Source organism: Streptomyces sp. BR1 (assembly GCF_052373795.1).
Taxonomy (GTDB): Bacteria; Actinomycetota; Actinomycetes; order Streptomycetales; family Streptomycetaceae; genus Streptomyces.
The window spans coordinates 4,386,172-4,404,384 of record NZ_CM126252.1 but is presented as its reverse complement, the minus strand read 5'-3'; the positions used below and the strand labels follow the sequence as shown (position 1 = coordinate 4,404,384).

15 protein-coding genes are annotated in these 18,213 nt (G+C 71.0%); 5 read left to right on the top strand and 10 right to left on the bottom strand.

What is annotated here, in order from left to right:
- Window positions 1–504: 504 nt before the first annotated feature.
- The gene (locus tag ACT1U9_RS19200) at window positions 505–1,071 is read left to right on the top strand and encodes a DJ-1/PfpI family protein (RefSeq protein WP_188278455.1); all 567 of its coding nucleotides are present in this window, start codon (window positions 505–507) and stop codon (window positions 1,069–1,071) included.
- A 54-nt stretch (window positions 1,072–1,125) separates the two neighbouring features.
- Here the strand turns inward: ACT1U9_RS19200 and ACT1U9_RS19195 are convergent, their stop codons facing one another.
- Both ACT1U9_RS19195 and ACT1U9_RS19190 read right to left on the bottom strand, forming a co-directional pair.
- Complete coding sequence (locus tag ACT1U9_RS19195) at window positions 1,126–1,797, bottom strand: HAD family hydrolase (protein WP_444533937.1); 672 nt, start codon at window positions 1,795–1,797, stop codon at window positions 1,126–1,128.
- A 69-nt stretch (window positions 1,798–1,866) separates the two neighbouring features.
- Window positions 1,867–2,373 carry a DUF6912 family protein gene (locus tag ACT1U9_RS19190; protein ID WP_444533936.1) on the bottom strand — a complete coding sequence of 169 codons (507 nt, stop codon included), beginning with the start codon at window positions 2,371–2,373 and terminating at the stop codon, window positions 1,867–1,869.
- A 267-nt stretch (window positions 2,374–2,640) separates the two neighbouring features.
- Here ACT1U9_RS19190 and ACT1U9_RS19185 point away from each other — a divergent pair, with 267 nt between their 5' ends.
- Window positions 2,641–3,105 (top strand): Rv3235 family protein, encoded by a 465-nt coding sequence (locus tag ACT1U9_RS19185; protein ID WP_444533935.1) that lies wholly within the window; start codon window positions 2,641–2,643, stop codon window positions 3,103–3,105.
- 16 nt (window positions 3,106–3,121) lie between these two features.
- Here ACT1U9_RS19185 and secA read toward each other — a convergent pair whose 3' ends face one another.
- On the bottom strand, window positions 3,122–5,974 hold the full coding sequence (gene secA, locus ACT1U9_RS19180) for a preprotein translocase subunit SecA (RefSeq protein ID WP_444533934.1): 2,853 nt from the start codon (window positions 5,972–5,974) through the stop codon (window positions 3,122–3,124).
- A 217-nt stretch (window positions 5,975–6,191) separates the two neighbouring features.
- Here secA and ACT1U9_RS19175 point away from each other — a divergent pair, with 217 nt between their 5' ends.
- Together ACT1U9_RS19175 and ACT1U9_RS19170 are read left to right on the top strand one after the other, a co-directional pair.
- Entirely contained in the window at window positions 6,192–6,791 is a 600-nt protein-coding gene (locus tag ACT1U9_RS19175) for a GNAT family N-acetyltransferase (protein WP_444533933.1), read from the top strand.
- A 150-nt stretch (window positions 6,792–6,941) separates the two neighbouring features.
- Window positions 6,942–8,117 carry a winged helix-turn-helix domain-containing protein gene (locus ACT1U9_RS19170; protein WP_444533932.1) on the top strand — a complete coding sequence of 392 codons (1,176 nt, stop codon included), beginning with the start codon at window positions 6,942–6,944 and terminating at the stop codon, window positions 8,115–8,117.
- 51 nt (window positions 8,118–8,168) lie between these two features.
- On the opposite strand, the gene ACT1U9_RS19165 is transcribed toward ACT1U9_RS19170, so the two are convergent.
- The 7 genes from ACT1U9_RS19165 to mtnA all read right to left on the bottom strand — a co-directional run bounded on the left by ACT1U9_RS19165 (window position 8,169) and on the right by mtnA (window position 16,817).
- Complete coding sequence (locus tag ACT1U9_RS19165; protein WP_067159746.1) at window positions 8,169–8,921, bottom strand: response regulator; 753 nt, start codon at window positions 8,919–8,921, stop codon at window positions 8,169–8,171.
- Window positions 8,922–9,145: 224 nt separating this feature from the next.
- Complete coding sequence (hpf, locus tag ACT1U9_RS19160; RefSeq protein ID WP_444533931.1) at window positions 9,146–9,835, bottom strand: ribosome hibernation-promoting factor, HPF/YfiA family; 690 nt, start codon at window positions 9,833–9,835, stop codon at window positions 9,146–9,148.
- A 313-nt stretch (window positions 9,836–10,148) separates the two neighbouring features.
- Window positions 10,149–10,910 (bottom strand): ComF family protein, encoded by a 762-nt coding sequence (locus tag ACT1U9_RS19155; protein ID WP_444533930.1) that lies wholly within the window; start codon window positions 10,908–10,910, stop codon window positions 10,149–10,151.
- Between the two features lie 132 nt (window positions 10,911–11,042).
- Window positions 11,043–12,842, bottom strand: coding sequence for an LpqB family beta-propeller domain-containing protein (locus ACT1U9_RS19150; protein ID WP_444539184.1), 1,800 nt, complete (start codon window positions 12,840–12,842; stop codon window positions 11,043–11,045).
- A gap of 82 nt (window positions 12,843–12,924) precedes the next feature.
- A complete protein-coding gene (gene mtrB, locus ACT1U9_RS19145; RefSeq protein ID WP_444533929.1) occupies window positions 12,925–14,973 on the bottom strand; it encodes an MtrAB system histidine kinase MtrB in 2,049 nt (682 codons plus the stop codon).
- A gap of 1 nt (window position 14,974) precedes the next feature.
- Window positions 14,975–15,664 carry a two-component system response regulator MtrA gene (gene mtrA / locus ACT1U9_RS19140; RefSeq protein WP_188278465.1) on the bottom strand — a complete coding sequence of 230 codons (690 nt, stop codon included), beginning with the start codon at window positions 15,662–15,664 and terminating at the stop codon, window positions 14,975–14,977.
- A gap of 4 nt (window positions 15,665–15,668) precedes the next feature.
- On the bottom strand, window positions 15,669–16,817 hold the full coding sequence (gene mtnA, locus ACT1U9_RS19135; RefSeq protein WP_444533928.1) for an S-methyl-5-thioribose-1-phosphate isomerase: 1,149 nt from the start codon (window positions 16,815–16,817) through the stop codon (window positions 15,669–15,671).
- A gap of 155 nt (window positions 16,818–16,972) precedes the next feature.
- On the opposite strand from mtnA, the gene ACT1U9_RS19130 reads away from it, so the two are divergent.
- Window positions 16,973–18,211 carry a DUF7544 domain-containing protein gene (locus tag ACT1U9_RS19130; RefSeq protein ID WP_444533927.1) on the top strand — a complete coding sequence of 413 codons (1,239 nt, stop codon included), beginning with the start codon at window positions 16,973–16,975 and terminating at the stop codon, window positions 18,209–18,211.
- Window positions 18,212–18,213 lie beyond the last annotated feature (2 nt).

The following is an 18,213-nucleotide window of genomic DNA, read 5'->3' as shown; positions in this document are numbered from 1 at the left end:
CTCGACGCGGGGTGTCCGGTCGGAGTCGACGTTATGCCGCGATGAGAGATGCCCGGGTCGTTATTGGCCATCTTCGGCGAAGGGCCCGGGTAGCGGGAATCAGCGAGAGCCCGGGCACTGTGGCACTCCGGGCGCAGGGCAGGGGCGTCAGTGCCCCTGCGGGATATCGCGCTGATCACGGGTCAAGGCTATCGCCCCGCCCCCCCGACCCGTCATGAGCCGTATGTGTACAAAAGCAGGCCCCGAAGTTTGACACTCTGGACAGCGACGCGGAGGCCGGGTCCGCACTCTTGGCAAACAGGCCGGACAGGGGCACGTTTGCGGCGTACGCACCGTGCGCGGAGCGGCACGGTGGGCAGCGCCGTGGGCCCCCCGCCGGACAGGGGATTTCGCGCCAAGCGAAGCCCCGCGCGCGGGACGGCGCACAGAACGTCTTGGAGCATGTCGCACAGCACGACGATTCCCGTACGCATCAGGTACGCACGGTCGACCCCGGGAGCACCCATGGCAGCCAAGATCCTGATCGTGACCGGCGACGCGGCGGAGTCGCTGGAGGTCCTGTACCCCTACCAGCGGCTGCGCGAGGAGGGCTACGAGGTCCATATCGCCGCCCCCGCCCGCAAGAAGCTCCAGTTCGTCGTCCACGACTTCGAGCCGGGCTTCGACACGTACACCGAGAAGCCCGGCTACACCTGGCCGGCCGACCTGGCCTTCTCCGAAGTCGACCCCGGCCAGTACGCCGCACTGGTGATTCCGGGCGGCCGGGCCCCCGAATACCTCCGCAACGACCCCGAGCTCCGCAAGATCCTCAAGGCCTTCTTCGACACGGACAAGCCGGTCGCACAGATCTGCCACGGTCCCCTCCTGACCGCGGCGATCGGCGGCCTCACCGGCCGCCGGGTCACCGCGTACCCCGCCCTCGAACTCGACATGCAGGCCGCAGGCGCCACCTTCCGCGACACGGAGACGGTCGTCGACGGCACCCTGGTCTCCGCCCGCGCCTGGCCGGACCACTCCACGTGGATGCGGGAGTTCCTCACGGTGCTGCGGGCGAAGGCGCCGGTGACGTAGGCGTCGGGGGCGGGCCGGACGGCCCGGGCCCCGGGCGTGGGATGCCTGGCGGCGTCAGCCCGCCAGGCGCTCCGCCACGGCCACCGCTTCCGCGAGCGTGTCCACGACCGGCACGCCCGCCTCCGCGAGGCTGTCGCGGCTGTGCGATCCCCCGGTGTACAGCACCGCGCGCGCCCCGATGTGCGCGGCGGCCACGGCGTCGTCCACCGCGTCCCCGATCACCACGATCCGGTCGGCGGATATCGCCTCGTCCGCCGCCCGCAGCGCCGTCAGATGCCGCACCATGTGCTCGGCCTTGCTGCCGTGGGAGGGGCCGGTGCGCCCGTCCACCCGCAGGAAGTGCTCCGTGATGCCGTGCCGTCGCACGATCGGCACCAGATGCTCGTGCGGTGCCATCGACAGCAGCGACTGGCCGAGCCCGGACGCCGAACGGTCGGCGAGTAGTTCGGCCGCGCCCTGGGTGAGCGCGCAGGCGTCCGCGCGCAGCCAGTAGTGCTTGTGGAAGGCCTCGTCCATGACCAGCCACTCCGCCTCGGACGGCAGCCGCCCCATCAGCCGCTGGTAGAAGCGGGGGATCGGCACGCAGTACAGCTCGCGGTAGCGCTCCAGCGTGATCGGCTCCAGGCCGAGCTCCGCGAAGGCGGCGTTGGTCGCCTCGATGACCGCCCCGATGTCGTCGAGCAGTGTGCCGTTCCAGTCCCAGACCAGATGCGTGCGCTTCCCCATGCCAGAAACGGTACCCACCCCCACTGACAACGGACCGCGCGGCCGCCGCCCGCAGATGGAAACCGCAGGTCAGCCGATCAGGTTGGGAATCTCCTGCACCCCGAACCACAGCAGTTCGTGGTCCTCGGCCCCGTCGACGGTGAACTGGGCGTCGTCGTCGCCCTGGTCGGCCGCGCCCAGCGCGTCGGCCGCAGCGGTCACGTCCGCCACCGCGTCGTCGGAGTCCACGTGCACCGCGGCGGCCTTGGCCAGCGCCACCGGCCCGGCGATCCGCACCTCGCCCAGCGCACTCGCGTCCAGTCCCCGGTCCGGGTCGGCCGAGGCGGCCCCGTCGGGCACGTCGAGGGCGACCACGACCCGGCGCCGGGCGGCCTGCGGGTCCCCGGCGAGCAGCCGCAGCGAGGCCGCGGCGGCCCGGCTGAGCGCCGCGTACTCCAGCTCCTCGATGTCGTCCGAGACGTACCACTCGCGCAGTCCGGGCGTGACGGCGTAGGCGGTCAGCGGCCCGGAGCCGAGCTCTCCCGCCGTGTGCGCCGTCGCGAGACCAGGGAGGGTCAGGGGGAGGTACACGCGCATGACAGGCCGCTCTTTTCTCGTCGGAAGACGCACTCAGGATACGTGCGGGAGTCCCCCTTCGGGTTGCCCGTACGGGGTTGCAGGTATCGGAGGGCCGACGGCCGCTTCCCCGGCCCCCACCGGCCCTCCTGGGCCCTCCATCACCCAGATAGGTGAATCTCCGGAGGCCCCGGGCGCCCGCCCCGCCGCCCTTGCGACCCGCGTCGCCGCCCCCGTACAAGATCCCCAACAGAAAGCTACTCGCCGGTATCAAAGGGGGCGACGGAGATGAACAGGACCGACAGGACGCGAGCGGGCGCGGCGCGGACGGACCGGACCAGGCCCGCGGGGCGCCACGGCAGGGTCGGCCCCGCCAGGCCCGGGGACGTCACCAGCGTCTACGCACGGCGCCAGCGGCTGCCCCGCTACTGGTTCGCCGAGCGCCTGCTCGCCGTGCTCAGCGGCCGACGGCCCGTGCACTGGATGCTGGGCCACACCGTCGGCGAGGCCTACGAGCAGCTGGTGCTCCTCGCCCCGGCGATCCCCCTGGGGGCCGTCTCGCAGCCGGTGGTGCGGCACTGCGACGAGTACGTGCCCCAGGCAGGCGTCATCGAGGCGTTCGCCCGTATCGGCGCGGGCGACCGCGTCCGCGCCATGGCCTTCCGCCTGGAGCAGGGCGCCGATCTGCGCTGGCGCTGCGCGGCAGTAGAAGTGGGGCCGGGCACCCATGCGGTGCCCGGCCCCACCCGGTGACTCTCAGGCCTTACGGCTACTTCTTGCGGCGGCGGCCGGCGCCCTTCTGGGCCTTGCGGCGCTCGGCGCGGGTCATCCCGTCCGCCTCGGAGCGGGACGGCTCGTCGTCGCCGTTGTCGAAGTCGCCCTCGACGACCCCGCCCTCGCCGTCCACCGTCGGCGCCGAGAAGTGCAGCCGGTCCGGACGCTGCGGGGCGTCCAGGCCCTTCGCCCGGATCTCGGGACGCGCGACCCCGGCGGGCACCGCGTCCTCCTTCTCCAGCGAGGCCTTCACCTCGGCGTCCTCGACCGGGACCTCCTCGACCTGCTGCTCGACCTGGACCTCCAGGTTGAACAGGTAGCCGACGGACTCCTCCTTGATGCCGTCCATCATGGCGTTGAACATGTCGAAGCCCTCGCGCTGGTACTCGACCAGCGGGTCCTTCTGCGCCATCGCCCGCAGGCCGATGCCCTCCTGGAGGTAGTCCATCTCGTAGAGGTGCTCGCGCCACTTGCGGTCGAGCACCGAGAGGACCACGCGCCGCTCCAGCTCACGCATGATGTCGGAGCCCAACTGCTCCTCGCGCGCCGCGTACTGCTCGTGGATGTCGTCCTTGATGGACTCGGCGATGAACTCGGCGGTGATGCCCGCGCGGTCGCCCGCCGCGTCCTCCAGCTCCTCCACGGTGACCTTCACCGGGTAGAGCTGCTTGAAGGCGCCCCACAGCCGGTCCAGGTCCCACTCCTCGGCGAAGCCCTCGACGGTCTCCGCCTGGATGTAGGCGTCGATGGTGTCGTCCATGAAGTGCTGCACCTGCTCGTGCAGGTCCTCGCCCTCCAGGACGCGGCGGCGCTCGCCGTAGATGACCTCGCGCTGACGGTTCAGCACCTCGTCGTACTTCAGAACGTTCTTACGCGTTTCGAAGTTCTGCTGCTCGACCTGGGACTGGGCCGACGCGATCGCGCGCGTGACCATCTTGTTCTCGATCGGCACGTCGTCCGGCACGTTGGCCATCGACATGACGCGCTCGACCATCTGGGCCTTGAACAGGCGCATCAGGTCGTCGCCGAGCGACAGGTAGAAGCGGGACTCGCCCGGGTCGCCCTGGCGGCCGGAGCGGCCGCGCAGCTGGTTGTCGATACGGCGCGACTCGTGCCGCTCGGTGCCCAGCACGTAGAGGCCGCCGAGTTCCTTGACCTCTTCGAACTCGGCCTTGACGGCCTGCTCGGCCTTCTCCAGGGCGGCGGGCAGCGCGTGCGCCCACTCCTCGACGTGCTCCACCGGGTCCAGGCCCTGCTGGCGCAGCTCGGCCTCGGCGAGGTCGTCCGGGTTGCCGCCGAGCTTGATGTCTGTGCCTCGGCCGGCCATGTTCGTGGCGACCGTGACGGCGCCCTTGCGGCCCGCCTGGGCGACGATCGTCGCCTCCCGGTCGTGCTGCTTCGCGTTCAGCACTTCGTGCTGGATGCCGCGCTTGGAGAGCTGCTGCGAGAGGTACTCGGACTTCTCGACCGAGGTGGTGCCGACCAGGATCGGCTGGCCCTTCTCGTGCTTCTCGGCGATGTCGTCGACGACCGCCTCGAACTTCGCGACCTCGGTGCGGTAGATCAGGTCGGACTGGTCCTTGCGGACCATCGGGCGGTTGGTCGGGATCGGGACGACACCGAGCTTGTAGATCTGGTGGAACTCGGCGGCCTCGGTCATCGCCGTACCGGTCATGCCGGACAGGCCGGGCTCTTCCTTGCCCTCCTGGTCGTGGCGCTTGTAGAGGCGGAAGAAGTTCTGCAGGGTGATCGTGGCGAGCGTCTGGTTCTCGTCCTTGATGTCCACCCCTTCCTTCGCCTCGATCGCCTGGTGCATGCCCTCGTTGTAGCGGCGGCCGGCGAGGATACGGCCGGTGTGCTCGTCGACGATCATGACCTCGCCGTCCATGACGACGTAGTCCTTGTCCTTCTTGAACAGTTCCTTCGCCTTGATGGCGTTGTTCAAGTAGCCGACGAGGGGGGTGTTGACCGACTCGTAGAGGTTGTCGATGCCCAGCCAGTCCTCCACCTTGGCGACGCCGGGCTCGTGGATGGCGACGGTGCGCTTCTTCTCGTCGACCTCGTAGTCGCCGGTCTCCTCGATGCCCTTGAGCGGGTTCCCCGCCTCACCCTTGGTGAGGCGCGTGACCAGCTTGGCGAAGTCGCCGTACCACTTGGTGGCCTGGTCGGCCGGGCCGGAGATGATCAGCGGCGTACGCGCCTCGTCGACCAGGATCGAGTCGACCTCGTCGACGATCGCGAAGTTGTGGCCGCGCTGGACGAGCTCGTCCTGGGACCACGCCATGTTGTCGCGCAGGTAGTCGAAGCCGAACTCGTTGTTCGTTCCGTACGTGATGTCGCAGGCGTACTGCGCGCGGCGCTCGGCGGGCGACATGTTGGCGAGGATGCAGCCGACCTCAAGACCGAGGAAGCGGTGCACCCGGCCCATCATCTCGGAGTCGCGCTCGGCCAGGTAGTCGTTCACCGTGATCAGGTGGACGCCCTTGCCGGAGAGCGCGTTGAGGTACGCCGGCAGCGTGCCGACGAGGGTCTTGCCCTCACCGGTCTTCATCTCGGCGACATAGCCGAGGTGCAGGGCCGCGCCACCCATCATCTGCACGTCGTAGTGACGCTGGCCGAGGACGCGCTTGGCGGCCTCGCGGACGGTGGCGAAGGCTTCCGGGAGCAGGTCGTCCAGGCTCTCCCCGTTCGCGTACCGCTCCTTGTACTCGTCGGTGAGGGCACGGAGCTCGGCGTCGGAGAGGTTCACGAAGTCCTCTTCGATGGAGTTGACCTGGTCCGCGATGCGGTGCAGCTTGCGCAGGATCTTGCCTTCGCCTGCACGCATGAGCTTTGAAAGGACGGACACGGGGGTTGGTCTCCTTGCCGGTCGGGCCTGGCGCGGTCGAGTACGGTTGATTACTTCTGAGCAACGGCCATCGTATGCGAGGACCCGCCCGCGCCGGGAGGTCTGCCATTACGACAACGGACAGCGGGCCCGGAAGGTGCCGGGAACCTGCCCGGAAGTGTCGGGAACGTGTGAAAAGCCCTGGCGCCCGTTCCGCCCTCGCACGGAGAATCGGCCGATGGAACCAGTCACCCTCAGCACCGAGCGCATGATCCTGCGACCCGTCGGCCCGCAGGACGCGGACGAGGTGTACGCGGCCTGTCAGGACCCCGACATCCAGCGCTGGACCACCGTCCCCTCGCCCTACCTGCGCGAGCACGCGGTCTCCTTCACCGAGACCTTCGGCCCGGGCGGCTGGCGGGACGACTCCGACTACACCTTCGCGGTGCGCCTACGGGACACGTCCGAGGGGGAGGCCGGCACTCGCGAGGGCGCTCTGGTGGCGATGGCCGGCGTGATGCGGCGCGGCGAGGGCGTCGCCGAGCTGGGCTTCTGGGCGACGAAGGAGCACCGGGGCCGGGGCTATATGACCGAGGCCTCGCTGGCGGCGGCCCGCTGGGCCTTCGAGTCGGCCGGGGTCGAACGCCTGGAGTGGCGCGCGGAGGTCGGCAACGCGGCCTCGCGCGCGGTGGCCGAGAAGACGGGCTTCACCATGGAGGGCACCCTGCGCGCCGCCCTCGTCCACGGCGGCACCCGCCGCGACTGCTGGGTGGGCGGCCTGCTCCCCGGCGACCTCGGCCTGCCCACCACGCGCGCGTACCTGCCGTCTCGGGGGTGACGCGCGCGTAGGTGTCGGCACGGGGGTGAGCGGAGGGTGCGCACGGGCCGGGGCCGGGTCGGACGGGCGCGCGGGCGGAGTCAGGGGTTCCGTGCCGTGGGCGGCCTGCGCCAGGGCCCGTTGTCAGTGCCGCCGTCTATCGTGCGGAACATGACCAGCCTGCCGCGCCCCACCGCCGAACTCTCCGCCGACGAGGCCCGCCGCATCGCCCTGCGCGCCCAGGGTTTCCTCGGCGCCCCCGACCGCCGGGGCGGAGTGCGCGGCGTGCTGCGGCACCTGGGCGCGGTGCAGCTCGACACCATCTCCGTGCTCGCCCGGTCGCACGAGCTGATTCCGTACGCCCGCCTCGGCGCCGTCGGCCGCAAGGCGGTGGACGAGGCGTACTGGAGGGACGGCCACGCCTTCGAGTACTGGTCGCACGCGGCCTGCATCCTGCCCGTCGAGGAGTGGCCGCACTTCGCCTTCCGCCGCCGCGCCTACCGCTCTCGCCCGCACTGGAACCACGAGCTGCCGGACGGCTCGTACGAGCAGGTGATCAAGCAGCTCCAGGCCGAAGGCCCACTGACGGCAACGGACTTGGGCGGCGCCAAGAACAAGGGCGAGTGGTGGGACTGGTCGGCCTCCAAAGTCGCCGTCGAACGCGCGCTGATGTACGGCGAGGTGGTCTGCACCGAACGGCGCGGCTGGAAGCGGGTGTACGACCTGGCCGAGCGCGCCATCCCGGAGGCCTTCCTCCACGATGAGCTGGACGACGCCGAGTGCCTGCGCAGGCTCGTACGGCTGGCGGGCCGGTCCCTGGGCGTCGGCACGCGCGCGGACATCGCCGACTACCACCGCCTGAAGGGCGAGCAGGTGGACGCGGTGATCGCCGAGTCGGGCCTGGTGCCGGTCACGGTGCAGGGCTGGGACAAGGCCGCCTGGGCGGATCCGGAGGCGCTGGCCGCCGAGCCGCGCGGCCGCCACCGTACGACGCTGCTGTCGCCGTTCGACTCGCTCATCTGGGACCGCGCGCGCACCGAGCGCATCTTCGGCTTCAGCCACCGCCTGGAGGCCTACACACCCAAGCCCAAGCGGGTGTACGGCTACTTCGCGATGCCGCTGCTGGCGGGCGGCCGGCTGCTGGGCCGAATCGACCCCGCCCGCGAGGGCCGCACCCTGGTGGCCAAGCAGGTCTCCCTGGAATCCCCGAAGGGGATAGAACCCATGGCGCAGGCGCTGTTGGAGGCGGCGAGCTGGGTGGGCTGCGACGCCGTACGCATCGAGCGCACCGACACCCCGGAAATAGCCCGGGCGCTGACGGCGGCGGTCGCGGTTGCGGCGGGCTGACCGGAAGGCCGTGAGGGGGCGGTGGCCAGCAGCGATGGCTAACGGTGTCGGCTAGCGGATCTCCAGGATCTTCTCGCGCATCGCGTACACCACCGCCTCCATCCTGGAGTGCAGTTGGAGCTTCTCCAGGATGTTGCGGACATGGTTCTTCACGGTGTTCTCGGAGATGAACAGCTCTTTGGCGATGTCCCGGTTGTTCATCCCCGTGGCCACCAGCTTCAGCACCTCCAGCTCACGGTCGGTGAGCCGCGGCGCGGGCACCAGCCGACGCTCGTCGGTGCGCTGGATCATCGACTTGAACTCGGTGAGCAGCTTCGACGCCATCGACGGACTGATCTGGGACTGGCCGTCCGCCACCGCCCTGATCGCGGTCGCCACCTCGTCCGTGGAGATCTCCTTGAGGAGGTAGCCCGTCGCCCCCGCCTTGATCGCGTCGTAGAGGTCGGCCTCCTCGTCGCTGATCGTGAGCATGATGATCTTCGCGCTGGGGGCCACCTCCTTGATGGAGGTGCAGGCCTCGATGCCGCCGCGCCGGGGCATCCGTACGTCCATCAGGACGATGTCGGGCAGCAGGTCCGCCGCCTTGTCCACGGCCTCCGCACCGTCGCCCGCCTCGCCGACGACCTGGATGTCCTCCTCGGCGGCCAGCACGATCTCCAGTCCCCGGCGGAAGAGCGCGTGGTCGTCGACGACCAGGACACGGATCGGTTCCTTGCGCGACCCGGCCGCTTCCATGCCGGTGGGAGCCCCGTCAGAACCGTCCGGGGCCGACCCGTCGTGCACCGGCCCGAAGCTGTCCGCCATCGTTCCTCCCCCTGAAGGCCATGGCCCGAGTTGGTGTGGCTGCACCAACCCCGCTCCACGGAGCAGCGGTTGGCGTGCGACGCCATGATTTCATGCCCGGCCGACAGAGCGGTGGTCCAGTGGTCGCACAGTGATGCCCCTGGGGGCGCACAAGCACTCCCGGGGCACCACCACACTGTCGTACGGCGCGCCGCACTCGTCCGTTCAGCGCGCCGCCCACCTGGTCATCCGCCTAGCGCACCGCCGGCGCCGCTCGCGTCCTCACCGGCGAGCGGGTCACTTTCCAGATGAATGACGCCGTAGTCGTAGGCGTGCCGTCGGTAGACGACACTGGGCTGCTTCGTCTCGGAGTCGACGAAGAGGTAGAAGTCGTGCCCGACCAGCTCCATCTCGTAGAGCGCCTGGTCGAGCGTCATCGGGGCTGCCAGGTGGGTCTTCTCGCGGACCACCAGCGGGCCTTCGCCCTGTACTTCGAGCGAGCCCATCCGAGTGGTGGGAACGCGCTCCTCCAGCGAACCGCCCACCGGCTCACCGCTTCCGTTCAACTGAGCCACGCCCGGCACGACGTCGGCCACTTCGGCGGCCGACAGCCGTCCATTGCCCCGGCGGGTGTGGCGCTTGTCGTGCTGCTTGCGCAGCCGCGCCTCCAGCTTGCCGGTGGCCAGGTCGAGGGCTGCGTACGGGTCGCCTGCCGCCGCTTCCGCCCGGATCACGGGGCCACGCGAGTGCAGCGTGATCTCCACTCGGTCGGAACGGTCGGCCTGCCGCGGGTTGTGTTCCTTGGACACCTCGACGTCGAGGCTGATTACCTTGCCGTCGAGCTTCTGGATCTTCTCCAGCTTCAGCTTCTCGGCCACGTGCTTGCGGAACCGCTCGGGCACCTCGGTCTTGCGGCCCTTGACGACGATGTCCACGCAGAACTCCGTTCCCGGATCACTCCGCCTTCACTGCGGAGCATCTCCCTCTTGCACCAGACTCCGGTGGCACCGGAGCCTCGGACTGGGCGACTTTCACCTCCTCCTCCCCCGTCGGGAAGATCGCCACCCCACCAACCTCGGGGCCGGGGACCTACCCGGACGCGAGGCAGTGCATTCAGCGAGGCCGGCTCTCGCCATTCCTCACAACCGAACATAGCTCGGTCGGACGGATGTCGGCACCCGCTACCCGCACGTACCTCCGTTCAGGTGTTTTTCCCCTCTCACTACCTGCAACGATGCAAGTTCGCTGTCAGTTCCGGTTTATTTCGAAAGACGCCGGCGTCGAGGCCACGACAGCAGCCGCCGCCGACCGCCGCACGCGTCCCCCAACGGCGTACGCCGAGCCGCCGTCCGCCGCCCCGGGCACAGTCGCCGCACCCGCCACGGCCACCGCGCGCGCCGCCTCCACCAACGACGCCCCGGTCGTCATGAGGTCGTCCACCAGGACCACCCGACCGCCCTCCAGGAGCCTGTCACCACCCGCCGACACCTCCAGTGCTCCGGTCAGATTCGCCAGCCGCTGCGGGGCGCTCAGCCCCGACTGGTCCAGCACCGCGCGCCGCTGCCGCAGCACGGCCGCCACGCGCGCGTCCGTCCCCGTGCGCCGCAGTTCGCGCGCCGCCGCCAGGGCGATCCGCCGCGCCGCGTCATGCCCGCGCGCCCGCACCGCCCTGCGCGCCGAGGGAACCGGCACGAGCAGCAGCGGCCCGTCCCGAGACACCCCGGCGACCGCGCGCACCACGCCCGCCAGCGCCTGCCCGAGGACCCCGGCCAGCCCCAGGGCCCCGCGCTCCTTGTGCGCGAGCAGCACCGCCCGTACGGCGTCCTCGTACTCGGCCGCCGCGTACACCACCGGCAGCCCCGCGGGTTCGGGGGCCGGCCGGACCCGCCGCGCCCGCACGCCGAGCAGCGCCGCCGTGCACCGCTCGCACAGCGCCGTACGGGGACTGCCGCAGCCACCGCAGGCAACAGGCAGCACCAGCCCGGAGATCTCCTGCCACCATCCCCGCATGGCACCCACTCTGCCAACAGGAAGGCGACCCGGCCACCCCTGTGGAAAACCCGCCCCGCCGTCCTGTGGACAGCGGGGCGGGTTTCGGTTTCCCTGCGCCAACGCGCGTTCCCGGCGCGAGAGGCGCGCTCGTCAGCCCGGGTAGACCGGCGAGGAGCCCGTCTTGACCGCGGTCTTCCAGTTCGCACCGGGCGGCAGCCGGACGATGCCGTCCTCCTTCGAGTGCGCCACCAGCGGCAGCCGCTCGTCGTCCGCGGCGGCGATCTCCGTCACCCGGTTGGCCCCCGGCACATTGCCCGCGGCCGACGTCGAGCCGTCCGTCTGCATATAGCGCAGCTGCTGCTGGAGCCCGCCGGACTCCTTGCCGACCACGACGAGGCGGCTGCGTCCGGCCCACGACACGGCCGTCACGTCTTCCATCTGCGGTGCGCCGGGGCGCAGTTCCACGACGGAGACCTGCGGGTGCTCCGGGTCGCCGATCCGCTCCACGCGCCCGATCCGCAGCGTGGTGTGGCCGCCCTCGGCCACCAGGAGCGCGATCCGCACGCCGTCCGCCGACATCCGCACCTGCTCGATGCGCGCACCGTTCAGACCCGCGACATCGACCTCCTGAGGCTGGCCCGCGCCCTTCTCCAGCCGCAGCAGCCGGGAGTGGTCCGGGTCCCGGTCGGCCACCCACAGATCGCCGCGCCCGTCCCAACTCGGCGCCGAGAGCCCGTCCTTCGCGGGGTCCTTGCTCTGGCTGGTGACCAGCGTCTTGACCAGCTCGCCGTCGGACACGATCGACGCCACGTACAGCGAACGGCCGTCCGTGCCCACACCCGCCGCTTGCCGCTCGTCCCGCGCCACCGCGACCGTACGCAGCTTCTGCTCGCCCCTGCCGAGCGGCCCCGCCACCTGCTGGGTGACGACGTCGCCGTCCGTACCGCCGCTGGTGTCGGTGCTGTCCGTGCTGTCGCGCACGGTGTCCCGCATCCGCGCGAGGCGCCCCTGCGAGTCCAGGAAGTACTGCCCGGGATTGGGGGAGATGTGGTCCGGCGCGTAGTCGGCCTGGTCGCCGCTGAGCACGCACAGCTGCGAGCCGTTGGCCCGGTCCAGTTCCACCTGGCTGACCCGGGTCGCCGTCAGATCCCGCAGCGTGAACAGCAGTTGGGCCGCCATCTTGCGGCACTGCGCACCGCCGACATTGGACGCCCGCTCGTTGAGCGGCACCTTCAGCGCGTTGCGGTCGTCGAACGACAGCGCCGTGGTGCCCTCCTTCAGCTCCGTACCGCTCGGGAAGCGTGAACTCACCACCGGCCGCAGCCAGTTGGTCGGACCCTCCAGGACGGTCATGACCGTCTGGGTGACCAGGTTCATCTGCGTCTCGGGATCATTGCGCTGTCGTACATACACCGGATCGGCGACCAGCAGCCGTTCCTGACCGGACGCGAAGTAGTACTTGTTGACGGAGCGGTAGATGCGCTGGAAGTCCGACTGCCCTAGGAGCAGCCCCTCGGGCAGCGAGTCGATGCGCCACTCCTTGCCGCCGGGCCCGCTCTCCCGTACGAGATGGATCGTCTCGTTGTACGTCGTCTTGGGCCGGGCCGGCTGGTAGGCGTGCTGCTTGTCCACCACGGCCACCGGCTTTCCTGTGACCGTGAAGGTGAAACTCGAACTGTCGCCCTTGTCGTTGGTCCGGTTCGGCTCCGGGTTCGGCCCGTCGGCCAGCACCGTGGTGGCCAGATCCGGCTTCCACGCGCGCGCGGCCTGCGGCGTCAGATACTTGCGGGCCGTCGCGAACTGCGGGTCGTCACTGGTCATCGCCTCCAGGAATCCGGCGACGATCTCGTCGGCCGCCGCCCCCTCGCGCGGCGGCACCGCGTACACCTGCACCTGCGAGTCGGCCCGCTGCGAGGCCTGCACCGCGTGCACGTCCCCGCTGTCGGGCATCGACGCACAGCCCGCCACCAGCACACCGCCACAGCCGAGCAGCGCGGCGGACCGCAGCCGACGGCCGAGCCCCCTCCCCGGATCAGCGCCCACGAGCCGTTTCCTCCTGGTCCGCGACTGCCGGGGCAGCCGCTGCGTCAGCAGCCTGCGATGGTACGGATTCGCCTTCCGCGCGCCCGTCCGCGACCCGGGGCACCACCCGGGCCCCGCCGCCACCGGGCAGCGCGGTCGGATCGGCGGCCGGACCCGAAGTCCTGGGCGGTATCGGGGGCCGGGGCGGCACGGGCAGCGAAGAACGGTCGGCGACCGGCTGGACCGGCACACTCGTCAGCCGCAGCCCGTTGCCCTGCCCGGCGGCCGCACCCTGGCGGGCCCGCTCGCGGGCGGAACGCGAGTCCTCCGGCTCCAGGGGTATGGGCGATCCGCGCAGCGGCTCGTCGGCCGTACGCGGCAGCGTCAGCCGGAACTGGGAGCCGCCACCGGGTTCGCCCCAGGCCTGCAGCCAGCCGCCGTGCAGCCGCGCGTCCTCGACCGCGATCGACAGCCCGAGTCCGGTGCCGCCGGTCGTCCTGGCCCGTGCCGGGTCGGCCCGCCAGAAGCGGTTGAACACCCGGGTCGCCTCGCCGGGCTTCAGGCCCACGCCGTAGTCGCGCACGGCGACCGCCACGGCGCCGCCGGCCGTCGCCATCCGCACCACCACGTCCCGGCCCTCGCCGTGCTCCACGGCGTTGACGACCAGGTTGCGCAGCACCCGCTCGACGCGCCGGGCGTCCGCCTCGGCGACCACCGGCTGGTCGTCGCCGACCACCCGTATCCGGGTGCCCTTGCGCTCGGCCAGCGGCTCGGCGCCCTCGATCACCCGTCGTACGACGTCCCGCAGGTCTATCGGCTCGGCCTCCAGCGCCGCCGCACCCGCGTCGAAGCGGCTGATCTCCAGGAGATCGGCGAGCAGCGACTCGAACCGGTCCAGCTGCCCGGCGAGCAGCTCGGCGGACCGCGCCGTCACCGGATCGAAGTCGACCCGCGCGTCATGGATGACGTCTGCGGCCATCCGTACGGTCGTCAGCGGCGTACGCAGCTCGTGCGAGACGTCCGAGACGAACCGGCGCTGCATCCGCGACAGCTCCTCCAGCTGCTGGATCTTGATCTGGAGGTTCTGCGCCATCTTGTTGAAGGCCTCGCCGAGCCGCGCGATGTCGTCCTCGCCGGTGACCTTCATGCGTTCCTGGAGCTTGGCGGCGGAGAGCCGCTCGGCGATCTGCGCCGCCATCCGCACCGGTGTCACGACCTGTCGCACCACCAGCCAGGCGATCGCCCCGAGCAGCACCACCAGGAACAGCCCCGCGGTCGCGAGGGTGCCCTTGACCAGGCTCAGCGTCTTCTCCTCCTGCGCCAGCGGGAAGAGGTAGTACAGCTGGTACGCCTGTCCGTCGACGTCCTTGAGCCGGGTGCCGATGACCAGACCCGGCTTCGGCTCCTGCCCGTCGAGGTACTTGATCGAGGCGTACGTCTTGTACGCGCCCGTCCCCACGTCGACCGAGTTCCGCAGGCTCTGCGGCACACTCGCGACCGGGTCCACCCCGCCCGAGGCGCGCGGCCCGCGGTTACTGGACCACGAGTCCTCGGAGTCGGCGCTCAGGGCCACCACGTAGAACGCGCCCTGACCGCCACTCGCGAGCTGGGTCACCAGCTCACTGCGCCAGGTCACCGAACTGCCGGCCCGTCCGTCCGAGCTGCCGTCGTCCTGCCCGCCCGGCGCCGCCGGAGCACTCGCCTTGTCCTTGGCCACGGCGAAGCCGCCCGCCGACTGGCTCTCGGCCGCCTTCTCCTTGGTGACCAGAAGTCCGTTGCGCACCTGACCGATGACAACGAACCCGAGCAGCAGCACCACACCCAGCGACATCAGCAGGGTGGAGGCGACCACCCGCAGCTGGATGTTGCGCCGCCACAGCCGCAGCGCGGGCAGCAGCGGACGCCGCACCCAGCGCACGAAAAGGCGCAGCACAGGGCTGCCGGGCGTCCCCTCCTGGAGGATCCGCCCGCCCCAAGACGTCTTCCGTCCCTCACCAGCAGCCCGCCCCCCACGGACCCCGGGCTTCCCGGGCTTCGGAGCAGCACCGCCGCGGGACATGTCAGCTCGGTCCGGCCTTGTAACCGACACCACGGACGGTCACCACGATCTCCGGGCGCTCGGGGTCCTTCTCGACCTTCGAGCGCAGCCGCTGGACATGCACGTTGACGAGCCGCGTGTCCGCCGCGTGCCGGTACCCCCACACCTGCTCCAGGAGCACCTCACGGGTGAACACCTGCCACGGCTTACGGGCGAGCGCGACCAGCAGGTCGAACTCCAGCGGGGTCAGGGCGATGGACTGCCCGTCCCGCTTCACGGAGTGACCCGCCACGTCGATCACCAGATCGCCGATCGCCAACTGCTCCGGCGCCGGCTCCTCCGACCTCCGCAGCCGCGCCCGGATACGGGCGACGAGCTCCTTCGGCTTGAACGGCTTCACGATGTAGTCGTCCGCCCCGGATTCCAGGCCGACCACCACATCCACGGTGTCGCTCTTGGCGGTGAGCATCACGATCGGCACACCGGACTCGGCCCTGATCAGCCTGCAGACCTCGATGCCGTCCCGTCCGGGCAGCATGAGGTCCAGCAGCACCAGGTCCGGCTTGGCCTCACGGAATGCCGCCAGTGCCTTGTCGCCGTCCGCTACGAACGACGGCTCAAAACCTTCTCCACGCAGCACAATGCCGAGCATCTCGGCCAGCGCGGTGTCGTCGTCGACGACAAGGACGCGTCCCTTCATAAACGTCATCATCCCATTAGCTAATCGTTACCTGGCGTGACCTGGCACACAGCACTCTCAGCCCGCCCCCGGTCACAGGGGAGAGCACACCTTCCTCGGTGACGATCGCCGTCACCAACTCGGGGGGTGTCACATCGAAGGCGGGGTTGTACGCCTGCGTCCCGAGCGGCGCCACGGGCAGTCCGCCGCCGGTCCCCCACCCGGCCGCCGAAATCTGCGGTCCGGTGAGCTCCGTCACCTCTTGCCCGGGCCGCTGCTCGACCTCGATCGCCGCCCCGTCGGGCGTCTGAAGATCCACCGTCGTCACGGGCGCCACCACGATGAACGGCACATGGTGGTACTTGGCGAGTACGGCGAGCGGATAGCTTCCCACCTTGTTCGCCACCGAGCCGTCGGCAGCGATCCGGTCCGCCCCGATCAGAACAGCGTCCACCTCTCCCGCCGCGAACAGTGAACCCGCGGCATTATCAGTCAGCAAGCTGTACGCCATTCCACTGCGAGCCGCTTCGTACGCGGTCAGTCTGGCCCCTTGCAGCAGCGGCCGTGTCTCGTCCACCCACAGCCGCCGCAGCCGACCTGCCCGGTGCGCGGCCAGCGCGACCGCGAACGCGGTGCCCTCGCCACCCGACACCAGCCGCCCGGTGTTGCAGTGCGTGAGCACGCTGTGGCTGCCGCCGGGCAGCAGCTCGTCGAGCAGCGCCAGACCGTGGGCCGCCATCCGGGCACTGGCCTCCGCGTCCGCCCGGTGCAGTGCCCGCGCGGCCGCCAGCGCCGCCGCCCCGGCCTCCTGCGGGCCCGCGCCCTTCTCGGCAGCTGCCTGGTACGCCCCGAGGGCCAGCCGCACCCCGTACCCGAGGTTCACCGCGGTGGGCCGCGCCCCCGCCAGCAGCACAGCGGCCTCCTGTACGTCGAAGCCGCGCACCCCGGCCAGCGCCACTCCGTAGGCCCCGGCGATCCCGAGCAGCGGCGCCCCGCGCACCGCCAGCGTCTGGATCGCCCGCACCAGCCCCGGCACATCCGTACAGACCAGCTCGACCTCCTCCGCCGGGAGCCGGGTCTGGTCGAGGAGCACCAGCACCGGCCCTTCGGGCGGCTCGTCCCAACGCAGCTGGGGCAGTCCCTGCGGCTCTGCACCCACGGTGGATCGCACGTCCTGATCAGCCATCCGCCCAGTCTGCCCGGTGAGCCGCCGACAATTGAAGGTGCCAACGAGATACAGGGCCCGGTCCACTGCCCCGAACCGCATGGCACGATGGCTGCCAACCCGAAGGAGCCGGCTCGCCGAGCCGGTCCCGCGACCAAGCCACGAGGTGGACGACCGTGAACGACTCTCCGGGCTGGGCTTCGCCCGGATCGGCCCCCTCCGACGGCGAGGACTCCGGCGCGCCCCGCCCGCCCGAGCCCTCCGACCGGGCCCGCGCGACGTCGCAGTGGTCCCGGAACCAGCCTCCGGCGGGCCAGTGGTCGCCTCCGGCCGGCGCACCGGGCCAGGGTCCTCCGCTGCCTCCGCCGGGCCGTCCAGGGCCCCACCAGGGCGGCGGATGGGGTCAGCCTCCCGCTCCCGGCGGCTGGAACTCCGGCTGGGGCCGGCCGCCGGCCGCCAAGCCCGGCGTCATCCCGCTCCGCCCGCTCGGCGTCGGCGAGATCCTCGACGGCGCGGTGTCGACGATGCGCGCCCACTGGCGCACGGTCCTCGGCCTCACGCTCACCGTCGCCGTGATCACCGAGTTCGGGAACATCCTCGCCCAGCACTACCTGCTCCCGGCCGCGCCGGAGATCGATCCCAACGCCACGGGCACCGAAGCCATCAACCAGGCCTTCGACTCCCTGCGATCGAGCATGCTCGGCCTGCTGCCCATCGCGGTCCTGGGCCTGGTCGGCACCCTGTTCGTCACGGCCGTGCTCACCGTGGTGATCAGCCGCTCCGTGCTGGGCCGCCCCGTGACCCTGCGGGAAGCCTGGGCCGAGGCGAGCCCCCGCCTGCTGACGCTGCTCGGCCTCCTCGTCCTGATGCCGCTCATGGCCGGTGCGATCGTGGGGATCGGCATCCTCCCCGGCCTGCTCATCGGGTCCGACGCGGGTGTGGGCCTGGCCGCACTCGGGGGGCTGGGAGCTTTCGTGGTCGTCGTCTGGCTGATGATCCAGTTCAGTCTCGCCGCCCCCGCGCTGATGCTGGAGCGGCAGGGTCTCGTGAAGTCCCTGCGCCGGTCGGCCAAGCTGGTGCGCGGGGCCTGGTGGCGGATCTTCGGCATCACGCTGCTGACGCTGCTCCTCACCTTCATCGTCTCGATGATCATCGCGATCCCGTTCACCGTGATCGGCACCGTGGTGGACGACGGCGGCGCCAACAGCCTCTTCGGCGGCGCCACTTCCGACTACGGCTGGCCCTTCCTGATCATCACCGGGATCGGCGCGGTCATCGGCGCGGCCATCACCTACCCGATCTCCGCCGGCGTCACCGCGCTGCTCTACATCGACCAGCGCATCCGCCGCGAGGCGCTCGACCTCGACCTCGCCCGCGCCGCGAACCTGCCGGGCTACGAGACTCCCGGGAGCTGATG

Coding starts and splice junctions, on each gene's coding strand:
- ACT1U9_RS19200 (WP_188278455.1), top strand. CDS start 505: ATGGCAGCCAAGATCCTGATCGTGACCGGCGACGCGGCGGAGTCGCTG.
- ACT1U9_RS19195 (WP_444533937.1), bottom strand. CDS start 1,797: ATGGGGAAGCGCACGCATCTGGTCTGGGACTGGAACGGCACACTGCTC.
- ACT1U9_RS19190 (WP_444533936.1), bottom strand. CDS start 2,373: ATGCGCGTGTACCTCCCCCTGACCCTCCCTGGTCTCGCGACGGCGCAC.
- ACT1U9_RS19185 (WP_444533935.1), top strand. CDS start 2,641: ATGAACAGGACCGACAGGACGCGAGCGGGCGCGGCGCGGACGGACCGG.
- ACT1U9_RS19175 (WP_444533933.1), top strand. CDS start 6,192: ATGGAACCAGTCACCCTCAGCACCGAGCGCATGATCCTGCGACCCGTC.
- ACT1U9_RS19170 (WP_444533932.1), top strand. CDS start 6,942: ATGACCAGCCTGCCGCGCCCCACCGCCGAACTCTCCGCCGACGAGGCC.
- ACT1U9_RS19165 (WP_067159746.1), bottom strand. CDS start 8,921: ATGGCGGACAGCTTCGGGCCGGTGCACGACGGGTCGGCCCCGGACGGT.
- ACT1U9_RS19155 (WP_444533930.1), bottom strand. CDS start 10,910: ATGCGGGGATGGTGGCAGGAGATCTCCGGGCTGGTGCTGCCTGTTGCC.
- ACT1U9_RS19150 (WP_444539184.1), bottom strand. CDS start 12,842: ATGCCCGACAGCGGGGACGTGCACGCGGTGCAGGCCTCGCAGCGGGCC.
- mtrB (WP_444533929.1), bottom strand. CDS start 14,973: ATGTCCCGCGGCGGTGCTGCTCCGAAGCCCGGGAAGCCCGGGGTCCGT.
- mtrA (WP_188278465.1), bottom strand. CDS start 15,664: ATGATGACGTTTATGAAGGGACGCGTCCTTGTCGTCGACGACGACACC.
- mtnA (WP_444533928.1), bottom strand. CDS start 16,817: ATGGCTGATCAGGACGTGCGATCCACCGTGGGTGCAGAGCCGCAGGGA.